This window comes from Nocardiopsis gilva YIM 90087 (genome assembly GCF_002263495.1).
In the GTDB taxonomy this organism is placed as follows: Bacteria; Actinomycetota; Actinomycetes; order Streptosporangiales; family Streptosporangiaceae; genus Nocardiopsis_C; species Nocardiopsis_C gilva.
The window spans coordinates 207603-225347 of sequence record NZ_CP022753.1 but is presented as its reverse complement, the minus strand read 5'-3'; the positions used below and the strand labels follow the sequence as shown (position 1 = coordinate 225347).

Annotated in this window: 17 protein-coding genes; 8 read left to right on the top strand and 9 right to left on the bottom strand. The window is 68.4% G+C overall.

Annotation, left to right across the window (positions count from 1 at the left end; translation table 11 throughout):
• Positions 1-372: 372 nt before the first annotated feature.
• A complete protein-coding gene (locus tag CDO52_RS01320) occupies positions 373-1383 on the bottom strand; it encodes an ArsR/SmtB family transcription factor (protein WP_017619626.1) in 1011 nt (336 codons plus the stop codon).
• A gap of 507 nt (positions 1384-1890) precedes the next feature.
• On the opposite strand from CDO52_RS01320, the gene CDO52_RS01315 reads away from it, so the two are divergent.
• Positions 1891-3066 (top strand): S1 family peptidase, encoded by a 1176-nt coding sequence (locus CDO52_RS01315; protein WP_017619625.1) that lies wholly within the window; start codon positions 1891-1893, stop codon positions 3064-3066.
• 73 nt (positions 3067-3139) lie between these two features.
• Here CDO52_RS01315 and CDO52_RS01310 read toward each other — a convergent pair whose 3' ends face one another.
• Positions 3140-3757, bottom strand: coding sequence for a hypothetical protein (locus tag CDO52_RS01310; protein WP_157745364.1), 618 nt, complete (start codon positions 3755-3757; stop codon positions 3140-3142).
• Between the two features lie 335 nt (positions 3758-4092).
• Between CDO52_RS01310 and arsB the strand changes: the two genes are divergently transcribed.
• From arsB to CDO52_RS01295, 3 genes are all read left to right on the top strand, one after another.
• Positions 4093-5205 carry an ACR3 family arsenite efflux transporter gene (gene arsB, locus CDO52_RS01305; RefSeq protein ID WP_094932166.1) on the top strand — a complete coding sequence of 371 codons (1113 nt, stop codon included), beginning with the start codon at positions 4093-4095 and terminating at the stop codon, positions 5203-5205.
• A gap of 65 nt (positions 5206-5270) precedes the next feature.
• Positions 5271-5684, top strand: coding sequence for an arsenate reductase ArsC (locus CDO52_RS01300; protein ID WP_017619621.1), 414 nt, complete (start codon positions 5271-5273; stop codon positions 5682-5684).
• Positions 5685-5862: 178 nt separating this feature from the next.
• Positions 5863-6183: an ArsR/SmtB family transcription factor gene (locus CDO52_RS01295; protein ID WP_033300788.1), complete on the top strand. Its 321-nt coding sequence runs from the start codon at positions 5863-5865 to the stop codon at positions 6181-6183.
• 57 nt (positions 6184-6240) lie between these two features.
• Here the strand turns inward: CDO52_RS01295 and CDO52_RS01290 are convergent, their stop codons facing one another.
• Positions 6241-6531, bottom strand: coding sequence for a hypothetical protein (locus CDO52_RS01290; RefSeq protein WP_017619619.1), 291 nt, complete (start codon positions 6529-6531; stop codon positions 6241-6243).
• 452 nt (positions 6532-6983) lie between these two features.
• Here CDO52_RS01290 and CDO52_RS01285 point away from each other — a divergent pair, with 452 nt between their 5' ends.
• A complete protein-coding gene (locus CDO52_RS01285; protein WP_152471692.1) occupies positions 6984-9005 on the top strand; it encodes a transglycosylase domain-containing protein in 2022 nt (673 codons plus the stop codon).
• Here the strand turns inward: CDO52_RS01285 and CDO52_RS01280 are convergent.
• Positions 8980-9639, bottom strand: coding sequence for a peptidylprolyl isomerase (locus CDO52_RS01280; protein WP_017619617.1), 660 nt, complete (start codon positions 9637-9639; stop codon positions 8980-8982). The genes CDO52_RS01285 and CDO52_RS01280 overlap by 26 nt on opposite strands.
• Positions 9640-10043: 404 nt before the next feature.
• On the opposite strand from CDO52_RS01280, the gene CDO52_RS01275 reads away from it, so the two are divergent.
• The gene (locus tag CDO52_RS01275) at positions 10044-11573 is read left to right on the top strand and encodes a helix-turn-helix domain-containing protein (protein WP_017619616.1); all 1530 of its coding nucleotides are present in this window, start codon (positions 10044-10046) and stop codon (positions 11571-11573) included.
• Between the two features lie 117 nt (positions 11574-11690).
• On the opposite strand, the gene CDO52_RS01270 is transcribed toward CDO52_RS01275, so the two are convergent.
• The 5 genes from CDO52_RS01270 to CDO52_RS01250 form a co-directional block, all read right to left on the bottom strand.
• Positions 11691-12266: an NADPH-dependent FMN reductase gene (locus CDO52_RS01270; RefSeq protein ID WP_017619615.1), complete on the bottom strand. Its 576-nt coding sequence runs from the start codon at positions 12264-12266 to the stop codon at positions 11691-11693.
• 185 nt (positions 12267-12451) lie between these two features.
• Positions 12452-12865: a PIN domain-containing protein gene (locus CDO52_RS01265; protein ID WP_017619614.1), complete on the bottom strand. Its 414-nt coding sequence runs from the start codon at positions 12863-12865 to the stop codon at positions 12452-12454.
• A complete protein-coding gene (locus CDO52_RS01260; RefSeq protein WP_017619613.1) occupies positions 12862-13083 on the bottom strand; it encodes a type II toxin-antitoxin system VapB family antitoxin in 222 nt (73 codons plus the stop codon). Before CDO52_RS01260 ends, CDO52_RS01265 begins: the two co-directional genes overlap by 4 nt.
• A gap of 290 nt (positions 13084-13373) precedes the next feature.
• Positions 13374-14420 (bottom strand): YdcF family protein, encoded by a 1047-nt coding sequence (locus CDO52_RS01255; RefSeq protein ID WP_017619611.1) that lies wholly within the window; start codon positions 14418-14420, stop codon positions 13374-13376.
• 14 nt (positions 14421-14434) lie between these two features.
• Positions 14435-15256 carry an NAD-dependent epimerase/dehydratase family protein gene (locus tag CDO52_RS01250; protein WP_026125959.1) on the bottom strand — a complete coding sequence of 274 codons (822 nt, stop codon included), beginning with the start codon at positions 15254-15256 and terminating at the stop codon, positions 14435-14437.
• Positions 15257-15477: 221 nt separating this feature from the next.
• Here CDO52_RS01250 and CDO52_RS01245 point away from each other — a divergent pair, with 221 nt between their 5' ends.
• Together CDO52_RS01245 and CDO52_RS01240 are read left to right on the top strand one after the other, a co-directional pair.
• On the top strand, positions 15478-16782 hold the full coding sequence (locus tag CDO52_RS01245; protein ID WP_017619609.1) for an NAD(P)/FAD-dependent oxidoreductase: 1305 nt from the start codon (positions 15478-15480) through the stop codon (positions 16780-16782).
• A 116-nt stretch (positions 16783-16898) separates the two neighbouring features.
• Complete coding sequence (locus CDO52_RS01240; RefSeq protein ID WP_017619608.1) at positions 16899-17702, top strand: sporulation protein; 804 nt, start codon at positions 16899-16901, stop codon at positions 17700-17702.
• Positions 17703-17745: the final 43 nt, after the last annotated feature.

Sequence of the window (17745 nt, the reverse complement as noted above, 5' to 3'; positions counted from 1 at the left end):
GCCGACGCGCATGCCGGTGAAGGTGTCCGAAAGGACAGGGGGGACCTACGCGACGAGAGGGGGAACGGCCGCAGTACAGGAGATCCTATGAGATATGCGACCCGAATGCGCGCCGGGATTCCCCGAATTCGGCCGCGTCTCCGGGAGCCCGCGACGGACCACCGCCGGACCATCCGTCTCGCGGCGGGAGCCGTTCCGCGCTGGCAGCGGCAGCCGCGTGTTCGTGCACCGGAAAAACTGCTGTGACCAGCGTTTTTAAATCAGGATCGAAGGGTGTGGCACGGTCCGGGCGCTCCAGGCCAGTATGTGGAGGCACAGCGCACCACGCGGGGCGCGGGGACCGAGGACGGCGATCTCAGCGCCCCGCCGCGGTCACCCTGCGGCCGTCTCCAGGAGGCCGGATCCGGCCGCGGTGATCGTGTGCAGCACGTGGTGGCGGTCGCGGGTGCTCACGATCAGTCCCGCGTCCCGCAGGATCCTCGTGTGGTGGCTGGCAGCGGCCGGGGTGATGCCCAGGTGGGCGGCGAGCTCACTGGTGGTCATGCCCATGGCGACCGCCTGGAGGATCTCCGCTCGCGTCGCGCCCAGAAGCGCGCGCAGGGGAAGCGCTCTGGAGAGGGGAGCGCTTTGGGAGGGGGGAGAGCCCTGGCCGACCGGGGACGCCCCGCTGTGCAGGGGGTAGACGAGCACAGGGGGGAGTGCCTGGTCGGCCAGGGCGACCGGGCGCTTGTGGCAGAAGTACGACGGGATGAACCGGATCCCGCGTCCGCCCAGATACAGGTCGGACTCCAGGGGGTAGTCGACGTGGAGAGTCGGCGCCTCCCAGCGCATCAGCGGCGCGAATCCGCCCAGCAGCCCCTCGACCCCGCCGTGGAGCAGGTCCCTGGCGCGGCGGATGCGATCGGCGTCGCTCACCGTGCGGATCCGCTCCCAGTAGGGGGCCAGGGCGGTGTCATGGTAGACGCGCAACGCCGTGACGAGCTCGCTGCGGGGCCGGGGGTCGCCTTCAGTCAGTGAACGTATCCCGGTGGGCATGGCGCGCCGCTCGGCGACCATCTCGAGCTGGCGGTCGAATTCCGAGCGCGGGGTGGCGGCGACCGCCTCCAGCCCGGCGTCGAGTCCGTGCCGTGCCGCGTCGGGGGTGAGGAAGTCGGGGAAGTAGTCGGCGAACGGCGCGATGGGCACGAGCAGCGATCTGACCGTGGTGTCCAGTCCGCGTTCGGTGAGCGTGCGCCGCACGTCGGCGTACCAGTCCTGGACCCTGCGCCGTCCCCACCGCGTCTGGAGCCGGTGCAGGCTCATGACCACTTCCCACAGCGGGTCGGGCTCCTGTTCGACGCGGGTGCGGGCGAGGTCCGCGTCGGTGAAGTGAATCCGCAGCATCCATGGTCCTCTTCAGGCGGGTAGCAGGGGGAGGTGATCGTTCGACGCCCGCGAGGTCGTCGCGGATTCATCGCCCGATCGTTTCGGCGCCAAGAGTGATGGACGGACATCCGGCGCATCCCGCCTGAACAGGCGGAACATCGCGCATGATCAGCTGTTGCCGCCTGCATGATCTCATCGCCGCCCGACATTCCCGCGGGGCGGTCGCCGGTGTCATCTCGCGCGAAGGGCGGTCGAACGTTCCGCCCACATGCGTCACAGTGTTCACAACCGCACCACGCGTCAACCATTACGCGACGATCACTCGGCTTTTCGTGCCTGGTCGGGGCTGTTGAAACTCGGCCTATTCACTTACCGTTACGAAGCGTTCACCGGACTTGTCGGGTGAATGCCGGTGGGTCAGGTGCCCCGCGGTCTGGAGCCGCTGGGGGCCGACGCGGGAGTCCCAAGGGCCTCCCCGCCGAATGTCCCCCTTGTTCCAAGTCTCCCGCTCAAGGAGTGAGGCACGTGCGAAAATCCCCCACGATCCCGGCGCTGGGCAGCGCCCTTCTTGCCCTCGGGCTGGTCGTCTCGGCAGCGCCTGTGGTCTCCGCTGACGTCGAACCCGTGTTGAGAGACCCCGAACAGCTCGCGGCGCTGCAGCGCGACCTCGGGCTCACCCGGACCGAGGCCGTCGACCTGGTGGTGCGGGAGCGCCAGGCCCGCGCCACCGAGAGAGAACTGCGCTCCGCGCTCGGACCGGACTTCGGCGGCGCCGTCTTCGACGCCGATACGCGGGAGCTGACCGTCGCGGTCACCGACCCGGACGCGGCCGAGGCCGTCCGCGACGCCGGCGCCCAAGCGCGGGTCGTCACCTATGGCGAGGACGCTCTCGGCCGGGTGATGGACGAGCTCAACGGCTCGGTCGGCACCGGCTACCCCGGCGTGACCGGCTGGTATCCGGACGTCGAGCAGGACGCCGTGGTCATGACCGTCCTGCCGGGCGGGTCCGATGACGCGCAACAGGCCATCGCGGCGGCCGGGGTGGACCCGGAGGCGGTGGTCATCTCGGAGGTCACCGAACCACCGCGGACCTTCGTCGACATCGTGGGCGGCGACCCGTACTTCATCAACGACCAGTCCCGCTGCTCCATCGGCTTCGGTGTGACCGAGGGCCCGGGCGCAACCGACGGTTCCGACGACAACGGGGGCTTCGTGACGGCGGGGCACTGCGGTTCCGTGGGGTCCACGGCCTCCTCGAGCGTTCCCGCCGAGGGATCCGAGGCCACCGGCACCTTCGTCCGCTCGATGTTCCCCGGCGATGACATGGCGTTCGTGGGCGAGACCGTCAACTGGACGCCGACGGCGCAGGTCCGCTCCAGCCCCGAGGACGTGGCCGGGTCGGAGGAGGCGAGCGTCGGCGCGTCGGTCTGCCGCTCCGGGTCCACCTCGGGGTGGCGCTGCGGAGAGGTCCTCGCCAAGGACCAGACGGTCATCTACGAGCAGGGCATCGTGTTCGGCCTCACCCACACCTCGGCCTGCGCTGAGCGGGGCGACTCCGGTGGCCCCTTCATGTCCGACGACCAGGCCCAGGGCGTGCTCTCCGGCGGGATGGGCAACTGCGTTGAGGGCGGGAGCACGTTCTTCCAGCCCGTGAACGAGATCCTGGACCGCTGGAACCTCGAGCTGGTCACCACCGGCTGACGGGACGGGGGAGCCCGTCAGCCTCGGGAAAGCGTGCCGAAAACCATCGAGGATTCGGTCCGCTTTCCCGAGATCACGTCGTTTTCTCCGACCCCGTGCCGCCGTTGTCGCCGCCCTTGTCGCGCGTCGCCCGCGTCGACCGGCGCGGGCGACGGGGCACCGCGCTCTTCGCGATCGCGTCCTCCTCGGTACCTTGCGCCCGATCGGACGCCTCCGCCGGCTCCGCCTCAGCGCTCTCGTCCGCGGTTCGCACAACGGGGGCGGGCACCTCCCCGGCGTGGATGCTCAGCGCTTCGTCCTCCACGCTGAGCATCTTCTGCACCTGCGGCGGCACGGCGGGCAGCCGCTCGCCCCGGTAGAGGGCGCCCAGAACCTCCAGCGCGTGATCGCACAGCACCCGCCGCGCGCGTTCCGGCCGCATCCCGCTCAGTTCCCGCAGCTCCGGCAGGCGGAGCTCGCGCAGCAGCCGGGTCAGGTCGCGGACGCGGTCCCGGGCGCGGCGTTCGGTGATCGTCATGGCCAGCAGTTCGGCTTCGGCCATCGCGGCGGTCGGCTCCCCACTGGAGTCGGCGGCGTCGCGCTCGGCGATGAACAGGGAGGTGAGCCGACGGGTGGCGGAGCGGGTCGACTCGCGCACCTCGCCCCTGCGGGTGTATCTGGCCTGCAGCCAGGTGACGGTCACGCTACTCACGAGGCTGATCCCAGCGCCCGTCAGGACAAGGAGGAGATCGGTCATACGGCAGCCTCCGGGGAGGGATGGGGGGTGGTCTGGGCGGATGGGGTGTCGCGTGATCCGCGAGCATTCGCGAGTCGGTGGCGGATTGTCAAGTTCCCCCTGCGACAGCGCGCGGTCGTCGGGAGGGGGCCGCAGCGGCGTCGTGGGGCGCCACGACCTGGGATCCGTTCTGTCTCCGCAGGTCATCGGGGTTGGGTGAGACGTGCCACTGGTGGACGTGTGGGATTGACACATCAGTCGCGGTTCATATCAACTTGGCTTGATGTGGTCGAACTGAGAGGGTCAACGAGATGACGGAGAATACGGAAGCGGCAGCGGCGCCGTCGGGCGGCGCCGCCCGGTTGTCGACGCTGGACCGCTATCTTCCGCTGTGGATCGGACTGGCGATGGTCGCCGGGCTGGCGCTGGGAAGCACGGTGCCCGGGCTCCAGGGGGCCCTGGAGGCGGTGCAGATCGACGGGGTGTCCCTGCCGATCGCGCTGGGTCTGCTCCTGATGATGTACCCGGTCCTGGCCAAGGTGCGCTACGACCGGCTCGACACGGTCACCCGCGACACCCGTCTGCTCCTTCCTTCACTCCTATTGAACTGGGTCGTCGGGCCGGCGCTGATGTTCGCGCTGGCCTGGATCTTTCTGGCCGATCTCCCGGAGTACCGCACCGGCCTGATCATCGTCGGCCTGGCGCGCTGCATCGCGATGGTCATCGTGTGGAACGACCTCGCCTGCGGCGACCGCGAGGCCGCGGCCGTCCTCGTCGCGCTCAACGCGGTCTTCCAGGTGCTGCTGTTCGGCGCCCTCGGCTGGTTCTACCTCGAGTTCCTGCCTGGCGTCCTCGGCCTCTCCCAGAACGGGATCGACGTCTCGGCCGTCGAGATCGCCAAGAGCGTGCTGATCTTCCTCGGCATCCCGCTGGTGGCGGGGTACCTGACCCGCAGGTTCGGCGAGGGCGCCAAGGGGCGGGACTGGTACGAGGGCTCCTTCCTCCCCCGCATCGGCCCCTTCGCGCTCTACGGGCTGCTGTTCACCATCGTCATCCTGTTCGCCCTGCAGGGCGACGCGATCACCTCCCAGCCGCTGGACGTCGCCCGCATCGCCGTCCCGCTGCTGGCCTACTTCGGCCTCATGTGGGGGCTGTCCATGCTCCTCGGGTGGGCGATCTCGCTCTCCTACGAGCGCTCCACGACCCTGGCGTTCACCGCCGCGGGCAACAACTTCGAGCTGGCGATCGCCGTGGCCATCGGCGTCTTCGGCGTGACCTCGGGGCAGGCGCTGGCCGGGGTCGTGGGGCCGCTGATCGAGGTCCCCGTGCTCGTCGGGCTCGTCTACGTCTCCCTGCGGGCGCGCGGGTTCTTCCCGCGCCGCACGCCGGCCGAGGCCGCCGCGGCGGCCGCCGATCGGACCTGACTGGGGCCGCCGCTGCCCTCGTCTCCCCAATCCTCCGACGACCCGCCGCAATGAAAAGGTGGAACATGTCCACGAAACCCAGTGTCCTCTTCGTCTGCGTACACAACGCGGGCCGCTCCCAGATGGCGGCCGGGTTCCTGACGCACCTCTCCGGCGGCGCCGTCGAGGTGCGATCGGCCGGCTCGGAACCGGGCGAGCGGATCAACCCGATCGCCGCCGAGGCGATGCGCGAGGTCGGAATCGATATCTCCGCCAACACGCCCAAGGTCCTGACCCCCGAGGCGGTGGAGGCCAGCGACGTGGTGATCACGATGGGCTGCGGCGACACCTGCCCGGTCTTTCCGGGCAAGCGGTACCTCGACTGGGAGCTGGACGATCCGGCGGGACAGCCCCTTGATAAGGTCCGGCCGGTGCGTGATGAGATTCGCTCTCGGGTGGAGCGGCTCTTGGGCGAGCTGGGCCTGCCCGCGCGCACCTGATGAACGGGGGCATGAACCGGACCGGCGGTGGTCGCTGATGAGGGGAGAGCGGCCGCCCGACCGGTCCCGGGCCCCGGCCCCGGGCCGACAGACCGGGGCCGGGGCGGCCCCGGTCGGACGGTGTCGTGCCGATGCTGGGCATTTGACGGACGTATAAAAAGCGTGGTGCTATCAAGGCATGTTGATCTCCTCGGGAGGCACCATGGACGGGGCCGCCGTGAAGCTGCTCGGCGATCCACTGCGTGCACGTATCGTCCGGCTCCTCGCCAGCGAGCAGATGTGCACGTGCCACCTCATCGAGGAGACGGGCGCGCGGCAGCCCACCATCAGCCACCATCTCAAGATCCTGCGCGAGGCGGGGTTCGTCACGGCCGAGCCGTCCGGCCGCTTCACCTACTACCGGCTGAGCCCCCAGGCCATCCGTGAGCTCGCGTCCTCACTGCTGGATCTGGCCGACCAGGCCGACCGGGCGCAGCGCCTGCGCCGCCCCTGCGACTGACGGCCACGGGGCTCGCGGCGGACGCGGCGTCCGTGGCCCGGGCGCCTGGACACCGCCTCAGGGCTTCTCCACCCAGATCGTCATGTTCCGGCCGTGGCAGCGGGACCGGACCGAGCAGGACAGGCGTTCACCAGCGACCCACGCCGCGCTGCTCAGCAGGCCGCGGCCGTGTTCGTCGCCGCAGACCACGGTCATGACGCTGTTCTGGTCGAGCCACTCGGTCATCTCGGCGGTCAGCGTCGAATACGAGTACCCCCCGGAGTCGTCGAGGCCGAGGACGGGGCGCTGCCCACGCGCGGGTGAGGGCTGGAGGGGGAGAAGAGCACGGTTGCGCAGCAGGGGATCCACGGAAGCCATCATTCATCTCAGCGAGGTGGATGATCAAGAAGAACGAGAATTTCACAGAAAGTGCCGATTTCGTGGCACGTAGTGATGTGAACTGATCGTATACCGGGTGACACGCTTCCGGCTAGCCGAAAGTCGTTGAATGTGAACAACAATCGTCCGGGAAGCGGGAACGCTATCACGCGCCTCCGCCTCGGCACCCACCATCGATCCCCACGACGGCGGAGCGCGACGCAGCGGCCACTGGAACCGGATCGATCGAATCCGCGCGCGGCGCGCGAGAGGTTGTTACACAACGGCGGGGAAACGAACACGAGATCATCACGCCGTCCACACGGGTTCGTCGCGTTTCTCCGCCAGCCTTCGGAAATGCCGGGCGGGGACCGCTTGCCCGGGCGCCCCTGACGGGTGGGCGGTGCCTTCGCGCGGGGCGCACCACGACCGGGGCGCGAAGCATGGGCAGACGAGGACGGACGGACTCCACGCGACGACCGCGGACGCCGCGGCACCGGCGGACCGCCACCGATGGTGCGCCGAAGAACGGCGGTCGGCGGCTGCACCGCACCCGGCGGCTGATCGCCCGGGCGTGGAAACCGCTTGCGGCCACCAGCGTGCTGGGCCTGGGCGCACTGGTGGCCGTGTTCGTGGTCGCCTACACGCAGACGCCGGACCCCCGCGACCTCCAGCCGCAGGAACGCGCGCTGCTGGTCGGCAGCAGCATCGCCTATGACGATGGCGGTGAGGCCCTCACCGTCGGCAAGCTGAAGCGGATCCCTGTTAGCGAGGACCAGATCCCCGAGACGGTGATCAACGGCGTCCTCGGTTCCGAGCAGCGGAACTTCTATACCGAGCCGGGGGTCTCGCCCGTGGGCTTGGCGCGCGCCGTGCTGTCCGGCGGCAGCGCGGGCGGGGGCTCCACCATCACCCAGCAGATGGCGCGGAACTACTACGACGGCCTCTCCCAGGAGCGCTCCTACACCCGCAAGGTCAAGGAGATCCTGATATCGATCAAGGTCGGACGCACGCTGCCGCCCGGGGAGATCCTCACGCAGTACCTGAACACCATCTACTTCGGGCGCGAGGCCTACGGCGTCCAGGCGGCGGCCCAGGCCTACTTCGGCAAGGACGTGGAGGACCTGGACGCCGCCGAGGGCGCGTTCATCGGCGCGATCATCCAGCAGCCGGCCAACTTCGAGAACGTCACCCCCGGCTCGGAGATGGAGGAGGTCCTCAAGGACCGGTGGGCCTACGCCGTGGACGGCATGGTGGCCATGCACGAGGACGACCCCGAGCACGGCATCTCCCAGGCGGAGGCCGACGCGCTGGAGTTCCCCGAGACGGTGGACTACACGCCGGGTACGAGCCTGTCCGGCTTCAAGGGCTACATCAAGCTCGCGGTCGAGCGGGAGCTGCGCGAGCGCTACGGGCTGTCCGACGCGCAGATCGCGGCGGGCGGGTACGAGGTCGAGACGTCGCTGAACGAGCGCCTGATGAAGACCGCGGAGAAGGCGTTCGACACGGCCCTGCCGGACCTGCCGGAGGGCACCAACAAGGGATTGGCCGCGGTCGACCCGGCGACCGGGGAGATCCGCGCGTTCCACGGCGGGGCGGACTTCGTCAACGAGCTGGACCACTCGCTGGTGCAGCGCACCCAGGCGGGGGCGACGTTCCAGCCCTATGTGCTGGCGGCGGCGCTGGAGCAGGGCATCGGGCGGCCGGAGACGCGGAGTGCCGATATCCCCGGTCCCTTCGGCGGGGGCGGCCGGGACGCCGGGGGAACCGGTGGGGCGACCGACCTCCTGCAGGCGACCGTGGAATCCGCCGACGTGCCCTTTGTCGAGACCGTGGTGAAGATCGGCCCCGAGAGCGTGACCGAGACCGCGCGCAAGGCCGGGGTCGACGAAGAGCAGTTCGAGACGGCGGCCATGGAGCCGAGCATCGCGTCGGGCACCTTTCAGCTCACCGCCCTCGACCAGGCGAGCGGCTTCGCGACCTTCGCCAACGGGGGACTGCACAAGCCGCGCCACATGATCACCAAGGTCACCGACGTCAACGGGCGTGTGCTGGAGCCCGTGGACGCCGCGCGGCTGGAGCGGGGCACGCGCGCCTTCAGCGCCGCGACGGCGCTCGACGCGACCTTCGCGATGAACGAGGCGGTGCACCGCGCGCCGGGGATCGACGCGGTCCTGCCCACCGGGCAGCCGGTCGCCGGGGTGACGGGCACCTACGGCAACGCGCGGTCGGCCTGGTTCGCCGGGTACACGCCGCAGCTGGCCACCGCCGTCAGCCTGAGCCGCCCCGACGGCGAACCACTGAAGATCCCCGGGGTCGAGGAGGTCACCGGTGGCAGCACGTCAGCGAAGGTGTGGACCGCCTTCATGGCCGAGGCGATGCAGGGCCAGGAGGTGCGGGGCTTCGGCGATGAGACGGCGACCCACGGGTGGAATCAGGTCAGTCGTCGGACCGGTGGATCGTGACCGACTCCAGCACGACGTCCTCGACCGGCTTGTCCGAGGCGTCTTTGTCGACCGCGGAGATGGCCTCGGCCACCTGCTGCCCCTCGTCGTCGGCGACCTCGCCGAAGATGGTGTGCTTGCCGTCGAGGTGGCGTGTGGGAGCCGTGGTGATGAAGAACTGGGAGCCGTTGGTGTTCGGACCGGAGTTGGCCATCGCCAGCTTGCCCGGGGCGTCGAAGGTGAGGTCGGGGTCGATCTCGTCGGGGAAGGTGTAGCCGGGGCCGCCCGTGCCGGTGCCCAGGGGGTCGCCGCCCTGGATCATGAAGTCCTCGATGACCCGGTGGAAGATCGTGCCGTCGTAGAAGCGGTCGTCGCCGGTGGTCGGGTTGGCGGTTTTGGACCCTTCCGCGAGCTCGACGAAGTTGCGGACCGTCGTCGGCGCCTGCTTCGGGAAGAGGGTGACCTCGATGTCGCCCTCGCTGGTGCTCAGCGTGGCACCCTCGACCGTCGCGACGGCCTCGTAGTCGGCGGAGCTGTCGGGGGACGCGGCCTTCGCGCCGGGTTCCTCGCTCGCCGCCTCGGAACCGCAGGCGGCGGAGGCGAGCAGGGCGGCGCCGGCCACCCCGGCCGCTGCGGTCTGGATGAGACGGTTCATCACGGGGTCCGTTTCCGATGGTCGGAGCGTGCTCGGGCTCCATCGAGGGTAGCGGGCGCGGGCGGATCCGGCCCGGAGTCCTGGTTCACTCGACGGGGACGGGGCGGACATCCTGGTCGATGTGGGGCTGACCACTCGATTTCCGGCCTCTCGGGCGGAACTTTTGATCATCTGGCGTCATCTCAGGAGTTAGGGGGTGGCGTCTCGGCGTGTCGGCGCGGGTGCCTTCACCGGGTGCGATCGGATGGAGTGAGCGGACTCACGGGGGGCAGCCTTACACGGTGCTCACGCCCGGGACGCCAGGATCGATGCGGTGCCCAACCGCGCGTCGGATCCGTCCGGATTTGCCTCCTGGAGCGGGTACTTGTCACTTGAGTCTCATATATGAGATACGGTCACTTCTTATGGCAGATGACTACCTTGCACGGATCGGCAAGCTCATTCGGGATGCCCGCCGCCACCGCGGCTGGACCCAAGCGCAGCTTGCGGAGTCGCTGGGAACCAGCCAGAGCGCTGTCAATCGCATGGAGAAGGGGCATCAGAACGTCAGCCTTGAGATGATCGCTCGCATCGGCGAGGCGCTGGACAGCGAGATCATCTCCCTCGGCTACTCCGGTCCGATGCACCTGCGTGTCGTCGGCGGCCGTCCCCTGTCCGGCAGTATTGACGTCAAGACCAGCAAGAACGCCTGCGTGGCGCTGCTGTGCGCTTCCCTCCTCAACAAGGGTCGCACCATTCTTCGCCGTGTCGCACGCATCGAGGAGGTCTACCGCATCCTCGAAGTGCTGGAGAGCATCGGCGTGCGCAGCCGCTGGATCAACGAGGGCAGCGATCTGGAGATCGTACCCCCGATGGCCCTCGACCTGGACTCCATGGACGAGGAGGCGGCGCGCCGGACCCGCAGCGTCATCATGCTCCTGGGTCCGCTCATGCACCGCGTCGACAGTTTCAAGCTGCCCTACGCCGGCGGGTGCGACCTGGGCACCCGCACCGTCCAGCCGCACATGACGGCGCTGCGCCCGTTCGGCCTGGAGGTCCTCGCCACCAACGGGGCCTACCACGCGACCGTGGACCGCGACGTCTCCCCGGAGCGTCCCGTCGTGCTGACCGAGCGCGGGGACACGGTCACCGAGAACGCGCTGCTCGCCGCGGCCCGCCTCGACCGTGAAACCATCATTCGCAACGCCAGCTCCAACTACATGGTCCAGGACCTGTGCTTCTTCCTGGAGCGGCTGGGCGTGGAGATCGAGGGCATCGGCACGACCACGCTGCGCGTGAAGGGCCGGGCCGAGATCGACGTCGACGTCGACTACGCCCCCTCCGAGGACCCGGTCGAGGCGATGAGCCTGGTGAGCGCGGCCGTCGTCACCTCCTCCGAGCTGACCATCCGCCGGGCGCCGATCGAGTTCCTGGAGATCGAGCTGGCGGTCTTGGGGGAGATGGGCCTGGAGTACGACAGCGGGCCCGAGTACGCGGCCGACAACGGGCGCACCCGCCTCGTCGACCTGACGGTGAAGCCGTCCAAGCTGCGCTCGCCGATCGACAAGATCCACCCCCTGCCCTTCCCGGGGCTCAACATCGACAACGTGCCGTTCTTCGCGGCGATCGCGGCGATGGCCGAGGGCTCGACCCTGATCCATGACTGGGTATACGAGAACCGCGCCATCTACCTCACCGAGCTGAACCGGCTCGGCGCGGGCGTGAAGCTGCTCGACCCGCACCGCCTCCTCGTCGAGGGCCCCACGCGCTGGCGCGCGTCGGAGATGATGTGCCCGCCCGCGCTGCGGCCCGCGGTCGTCATCCTGCTGGCGATGATGGCGGCGGAGGGCACGTCGGTGCTGCGCAACGTCTACGTCATCAACCGCGGCTACGAGGCGCTGGCCGAGCGGCTGAACTCGGTGGGCGCGCAGATCGAGATCTTCCGCGACATCTAAGAGGTCGCACACCGCGTTGCATCGGCATGGCGCGTTCCGGGGCGGATACCCCGGAACGCGCCATTGTCGTTTCGCGTCCCCGTGCGGCTCAGGCCACCGGGCTCCTGGGGCCCGTCGTTAGGCTGCGTAGGGCTGCTTGACGCGCGCCTCCCGCAGCGCGTCGGCCCACCACGAGAGCTGGCCGAGCATGGTCTTGGCGGCCGCGTTGACCCCCTCGGCGTCCACCGGCCGGCCCTGGGCGTCGAACTCGCCCCAGACGTTGTGGAAGCTGACCGTGTCGCGGATGGTGGTCGCGTGCAGCTCGGCGAAGATCTGGCGCAGCTGCTCGACGGCGCGCAGGCCACCGGAGATGCCGCCGTAGGAGACGAACGCGACCGGCTTGGCCCGCCACTCCGCGTGGTACCAGTCGATGGCCGTCTTGAGCGGGGCGGGGAAGCTGTGGTTGTACTCGGGTGTCACCACGACGAACGCGTCGGCCGCGTCCAACCGCGGCGCCAGGGCGGTGACCGCGTCGGGTGTCGGGTCGAAGGTGAGGACGTCGGGGAGCCGGGCCTCGGCCAGGTCGATGACGTCGACCTCCAGGTCGCCGTGGTTTCGCGCCCGCTTGGCGATCCACTCGGTGATGGTCGGGATGAATCGGCCTTCGCGGGTGCTGGCCATGATCACGGCGAGGCGGAGGGGGCTGTACGGCATGACGAATCCCTTTCAACAAGGCTCGTGAGCGACCTGTATCGGTGAACGCGGCCCCAGCGGGGCTTTCGCGTCATGTCGACATCCTCAAACATGAACCAATGTTGAGGTCAACAGCTCAGAATCAGGCCGTCACGAGCGCCAGGGCAGGGCCGACAGAACCCCCTGGTCAATGGGATGTGGTCACGCTAGGGGAGGGACCGTACGCTGCGTTGACGTAGGTCTGTCACGTATTGAGAGGCGGCCCGGTAGTCGTTGTCGTCGTGCAGCACGACCAAGCCGTGGTGGGATGCGGTGGCGGCGATGAGGAGGTCAACGGTGGACATGGAGCGGTGAGCGCCACCACGAAGCAGTCTGTACTGCGCGGACTCGATCCATTGCCACGCGTTCTTGGGGACACCCACGTCTGGATAGAGATCCGTGAACATGTCGTTCATCTGCTCGTACTCGTCCAGGTTCCGTGCCGACCGGCGAAACTCCGCTCGTTGTGGATGACACGAGCCGATCGCCCCCTCGCTGATGACATCCCTCCAGGCGTCTCGATACTTGACATCGCGCAAGACTCGCCAGAGTGCAGAGGAGTCAATGAGGTACCGGATCACGCCCCTGATCCCTTGGCCTCGTCTCGGTGTCGACGCCATTCCTCGTAGTCCCAGCCCGAGGCCAGGTTGGCGTAGCGCTCTAGGGCCGCGATGCGTCGGTGTCGGGCGGTGTACTCGCGGAGAGCCGTGTTCACGGTCTCCTTCTTGGTTCTGGCCCCCGATAGATGCATGGCTTCCGCCAGTGCGTCGGAGTCGATGTCGATCTGTGTCAGGGTCACTGCGCACCGCCTCTAGTGTTTATGGATATCAACACCATGCATCATCAACATTGTATCCATCCTGCGGTTCCTCAAATCCGGGTGGCTGGTGGAACAGGAACACAAACAGGTGGGCTCACTTGGAGGCGCTCGTCCTCAGCTTTGAACAACGGACGCATCGGCATGAGGTCGATACGAGTTGTTGAGCATCTGGTCACCAGATGTCGATGCGGATCCCGTCTTCTTCGGGGACGACGGTCAGTCCGCGAAGGTCGGTCAGTGCGGACAGCACATCCGGTTCGGTGGTTCCGTCACCCGTTCGCCTTGGGCCGCCATCGCTCACCGGCGTCGATCGCCGCGCACTCCAAGGGCGTGATGAGCCGGTCCGGTCCGAAGAGCACGGTGGCCGCGACGGTCTTTCCGAGCGCGTGCGCCTCGTGTGCGCGCAGCCGCGCCTCCTCCGCCGTGGCCAGGGCGGGATGCGCGACCGGGTGGACGCGCGCCTCCGGCAGGACCAGGTCGAGGATGTAGCGAACGCGCTCCGCGTGGTACTCGGAGGTGACGAGGGTGATGTCGCCGATGGCACGGGTGTCGGCCAGCTCACGCAGGAACAGCGCGTCGTCGTAGGTGTGCCGCGTCTCCAGCGCGACCAGGGGCCGGTCGGGCAGTAGCCCCTGCGCCGTCAACCACCGCAGGCAGTGCCGCCAGTGCGGGAGTCCCGTCGTGTTGAACTGCGCGCCGAAGCCGCCGGTGAGAACCAGCGTCGCGCCGAGATCGGCACTGAGGAGGGACGCGGCGCGGGTGCGGCCGGTCGCCATGGGGCTCAGGACACCGTCAGCGCCGTTGGGGGCGGCGAGGACGGCGACCAGATCGGTGCCCTGGGCGGTGTGCGGGGTTGTCGGCGGCGCGCTGTCGTGCCCTGTTCCGCCCAGCGCGGCCACATACCGCTGGAACCGGCGGCCGAGCGTCGCTCGCCGCAGCTCGGCCAGCTCAGGCCAGACCGTGGCGGTGTCAACGCCGACGCGGCCGGACATGACCGTCGCCGTACCGGTGGCGGCCCCGTTGCGCACATCGCGCAGTGCGCCCTCCGGGACCGTGAGGCGTATCCGATCGGCGGACCACGCCGAGGGGGAGTCGGCGTCGTCGGCGACCTTGTAGCCAACGAGATCACCGTCATCGACCAGGAGCATGACGGTGGACGGAGGTCCACCGTGGTCGGGCTCGACCCTGACCTCCAGCGTGCGCGGCGCCGTCCCCCGCGCTCGCGCCGACCCGTCGGGCTCCGGGATCTCGACGCAGGCGCGCTCCAGCGCGTTCGCGTAGAAGGCCACCACATGCCCCGCGTCCGTCGCGTCCATCGGCCCCGCCCTACTCAGGCATCCGCGAATCGCTTGTAGAAGAGCACCGTGCGTTCCAGATCCCCGGCTCGGAACTCCGGCCTCCAGCCGAGCCGGTCCCAGCCCTCCCCCTTGGCGACGATGTCCGTCTTCGTCTCCCCCTTGCGCATGGGCAGGTACTCGATCCCGGCCGTGGACCCGGTGATCTCCAGAACCATCTCGGCCACCTCCCCCACGGTCATGGAGCGGCCCGTCCCCCCGTCGAACACCTCGCAGTCGCCGAAGGCCAAGGCCTCGGCCAGCATGCGGCCGAGGTCGGTGGAGTGGACGAGGTCGACGGTCTGCGTCCCGTCACCCCACACCGGAATCGGCCGCCCGCTCCACGCGCGCACCGCGAAGGTGGGAACGATCTTCTGCACACCGTAGTGCTTCTGCCCCGGCCCGAAGGCGTTGAACGCCCGGACATGGCTGACGGGCACGTCGAAATTCTGCTGCCACGCATAGGAGAGCTGCTGCGCGCAGTTCTTGGTCGCCTGGTAAACGTTTCTCCAGACCTGCGGCATCGTGATCCCGACAAACCGAGCGCCGTTCCCCCGGCATGCCTCCAGCACCCGGTAGGTGCCCTTCACGTTGATGTCGATGGCATCGTCCACCTGGTCGAAGAGCTCTTCGGTCCCGAGAACCCCCGCCAGGTGCACGACACCGTCCACTCCCTTGAGAGCGGTGCCCAGCTCCTCGTCGAGGATGTCCACCCCTGACGACCGGTCCACCGCGAACGCCTCATGGCCGCACTCTCGCAGATGGTCGATCGCGTACCTGCCGATGAATCCGTCGCCGCCGGTCACTGCAACGCGCATGGCAAAGGCCTCCGCTGGAGAATCGCGCCTCACATGGAAACGTGCTGGATGCGAGGGCGTTTGTGGGGGAGACTGAAGATCGCTGTTATGTGATCTTCAATCGGTCTCAATGGTTTGCCAAGCGCCGAACTTAGACGCGTGTATGGCTAATGTCAATGGAGCCGTCGATCTGCGATCCTGAGATTTCGCCCGAGCGCCGAGCAGATTAGGGTCAGAGGATCATGTCGGAGATCTACGAAGCCGTGGTCGTGGGGGCTGGAATGTTCGGCTCGGCAGCCGCGAAATACCTGGGTCGTGCCGGTGCCAACGTCCTGGTGATCGGTCCTGCCGAGCCCGATGACAAAACGAACGCAAGCATTCACGCGTTCGGTGCTCATTACGATGAGGCCCGAATTACCCGGCGCATGGGCTGGGATGCCGTATGGGGAACGATCGATGCGAAGTCACTGGACCGCTTCCAGGAGGTTGAGGAAGAGTCCGGTATCAGATTCTCCCATGAATGCGGATCTCTGGCCCTGGTGGCGAAATCGATCCCCCGTCGAACAGAATCGATGCTGCGGCAGTGTGACAACGACGGTATCGCCGTGGAGCGGAAGTCCGCAGACGATCTGCCGCGGGAGTTCCCCGGACTGGGGCTGCCCGCCTTGGCCACGGGTGTCGAGGGGCTGCTCGAACGAGATCAGGCCGGCTATCTCAATCCACGTCAGCTCATCAGGGCCCAACTGCGTCTCGCCCGAACAGCGGGAGCCCGACTCCTTCGGGCGGCCGTCACCGCCGTCCATCGGGAGGACACCTCCGGCGTGTGGCGTCTCCACATCGAAGGCGACAGCGGCCGACGGCAGATCAGAGCGGAGAGGGTGCTGGTCGCCACGGGTGCCGTGACCAGTCACAACAACGTACTGCCGGAAGGCAGCCGGCTCGCCCTTCATGCCTTCACCGAACCGAACCTGCTCTTTGAGGTCTCCGGCACGCAGCTGAAGCGATTCCAGTCCTTACCCACGGTCGTGACCGTGGATCCGGAGGAGACGGGAGACGCGAACATGTCGAGTTACATGCTGCCTCCGGTGCGGTATCCCGATGGCAGGTGGTACATGCGGATCGGTCCGGGAATGCAGCCTTTTGTCGAAGAGCTGACAACCGTGGACGACATGGTCGGTTGGTATTCGCGGCAGGAGGTCACGTCCCGCCAATCCGGGTTCCTGGTGGACATGATGCGGATGCTGGCTCCCGACATGAAGCCGACGTCAGTTCGCCCGGCATGCTGCATCATCGAGAAAACGTCGTCGACGTACCCCTACATCGGCCATATCGACGCGGACGAGAGCTTCAGCGTCGTCATCGGAGGCAATGGCCACGGTGCTCGCGGGTCCGACGAGATCGGCAGGCTCGCCTCGACCGTCGTGCTGGACCAGGCCTGGGATTCGCCCCTTCCACGCGAGGTGTTCACCCCGATCACCGCGTCGGCCGACACGCATACCGGTAGCGGCCGGCCCTCCTTCCACAAACCGCCCTTCGGCCTGTGTTGAGCCCGATCCGTGGAACCCACGGCAGTGCCCCGCCGTCATGTCTAGAGACACGACGACGAACCGCCCCGGCGCCGCGGACCCCTCCGGTGCGCCGACGGCTCCTTGGAAGGGACGCAATGGGCTTCAAACGTTTCCTCGCCGTTTTCGGCATCGGCGGACCGAGTGTGGACACCGTCCTCGCCAACCCGCACGTCTACCCCGGCGGCACGATCGATGGGCACGTCGAACTCCAGGGCGGCGAGGTCGACTCCCGCATCGACGAGATCGCCCTCGCGCTCGCGACGCGCGCGGAGGTCGAGCACGACGAGGGCGAAAGCCAGGTCCAGGCGGGGTTCGCCCGCGTACCCGTCACCGGCCCGTTCCACCTCGCGGCGGGCGAGCGCAGGTCGATCCCGTTCCGCTACCCGGTGCCCTGGCAGACCCCGCTGACCGATGCCGGCGGTTCACCGCTCCCCGGCGCGGTCGTCGGCGTGCGCACCGAGGTCGCCGTCGCCGGAGCCATCGACAAGGGCGATCTCGACCCGATCCGCGTGTACCCCGTCCCCTCCCAGGACCGCGTCCTGGAAGCGTTCGCCCGGCTCGGCTTCAAGCTCAAGCACACCGACGTCGAACACGGCCACATCAGTGGTACCCGCCAGGAGTTCCCGCTGTTCCAGGAGATCGAGTACTACGCCTCCCCGCGCTACGCGCACGAGATCAACGAACTCGAACTCTCCCTCGTCGCCGGCCCGCACGGCATGGACGTCGTCATCGAATTCGACAAGCGCGGCGGTCTCTTCACTTCGGGCCAGGACGTCTACGGCCTCTTCCGCCTCAACCATGCCGACGCCGACAACATCGACTGGGCCGCCCAGGTCTCCACCTGGATCGACCAGGCCCTCGAACGCCACCGCGGCCTCTTCGGCGGCTTCGGCCTCTAGCCCTACGGCCACGACGACCACGGCGGCGCCACGAGTATGGCCG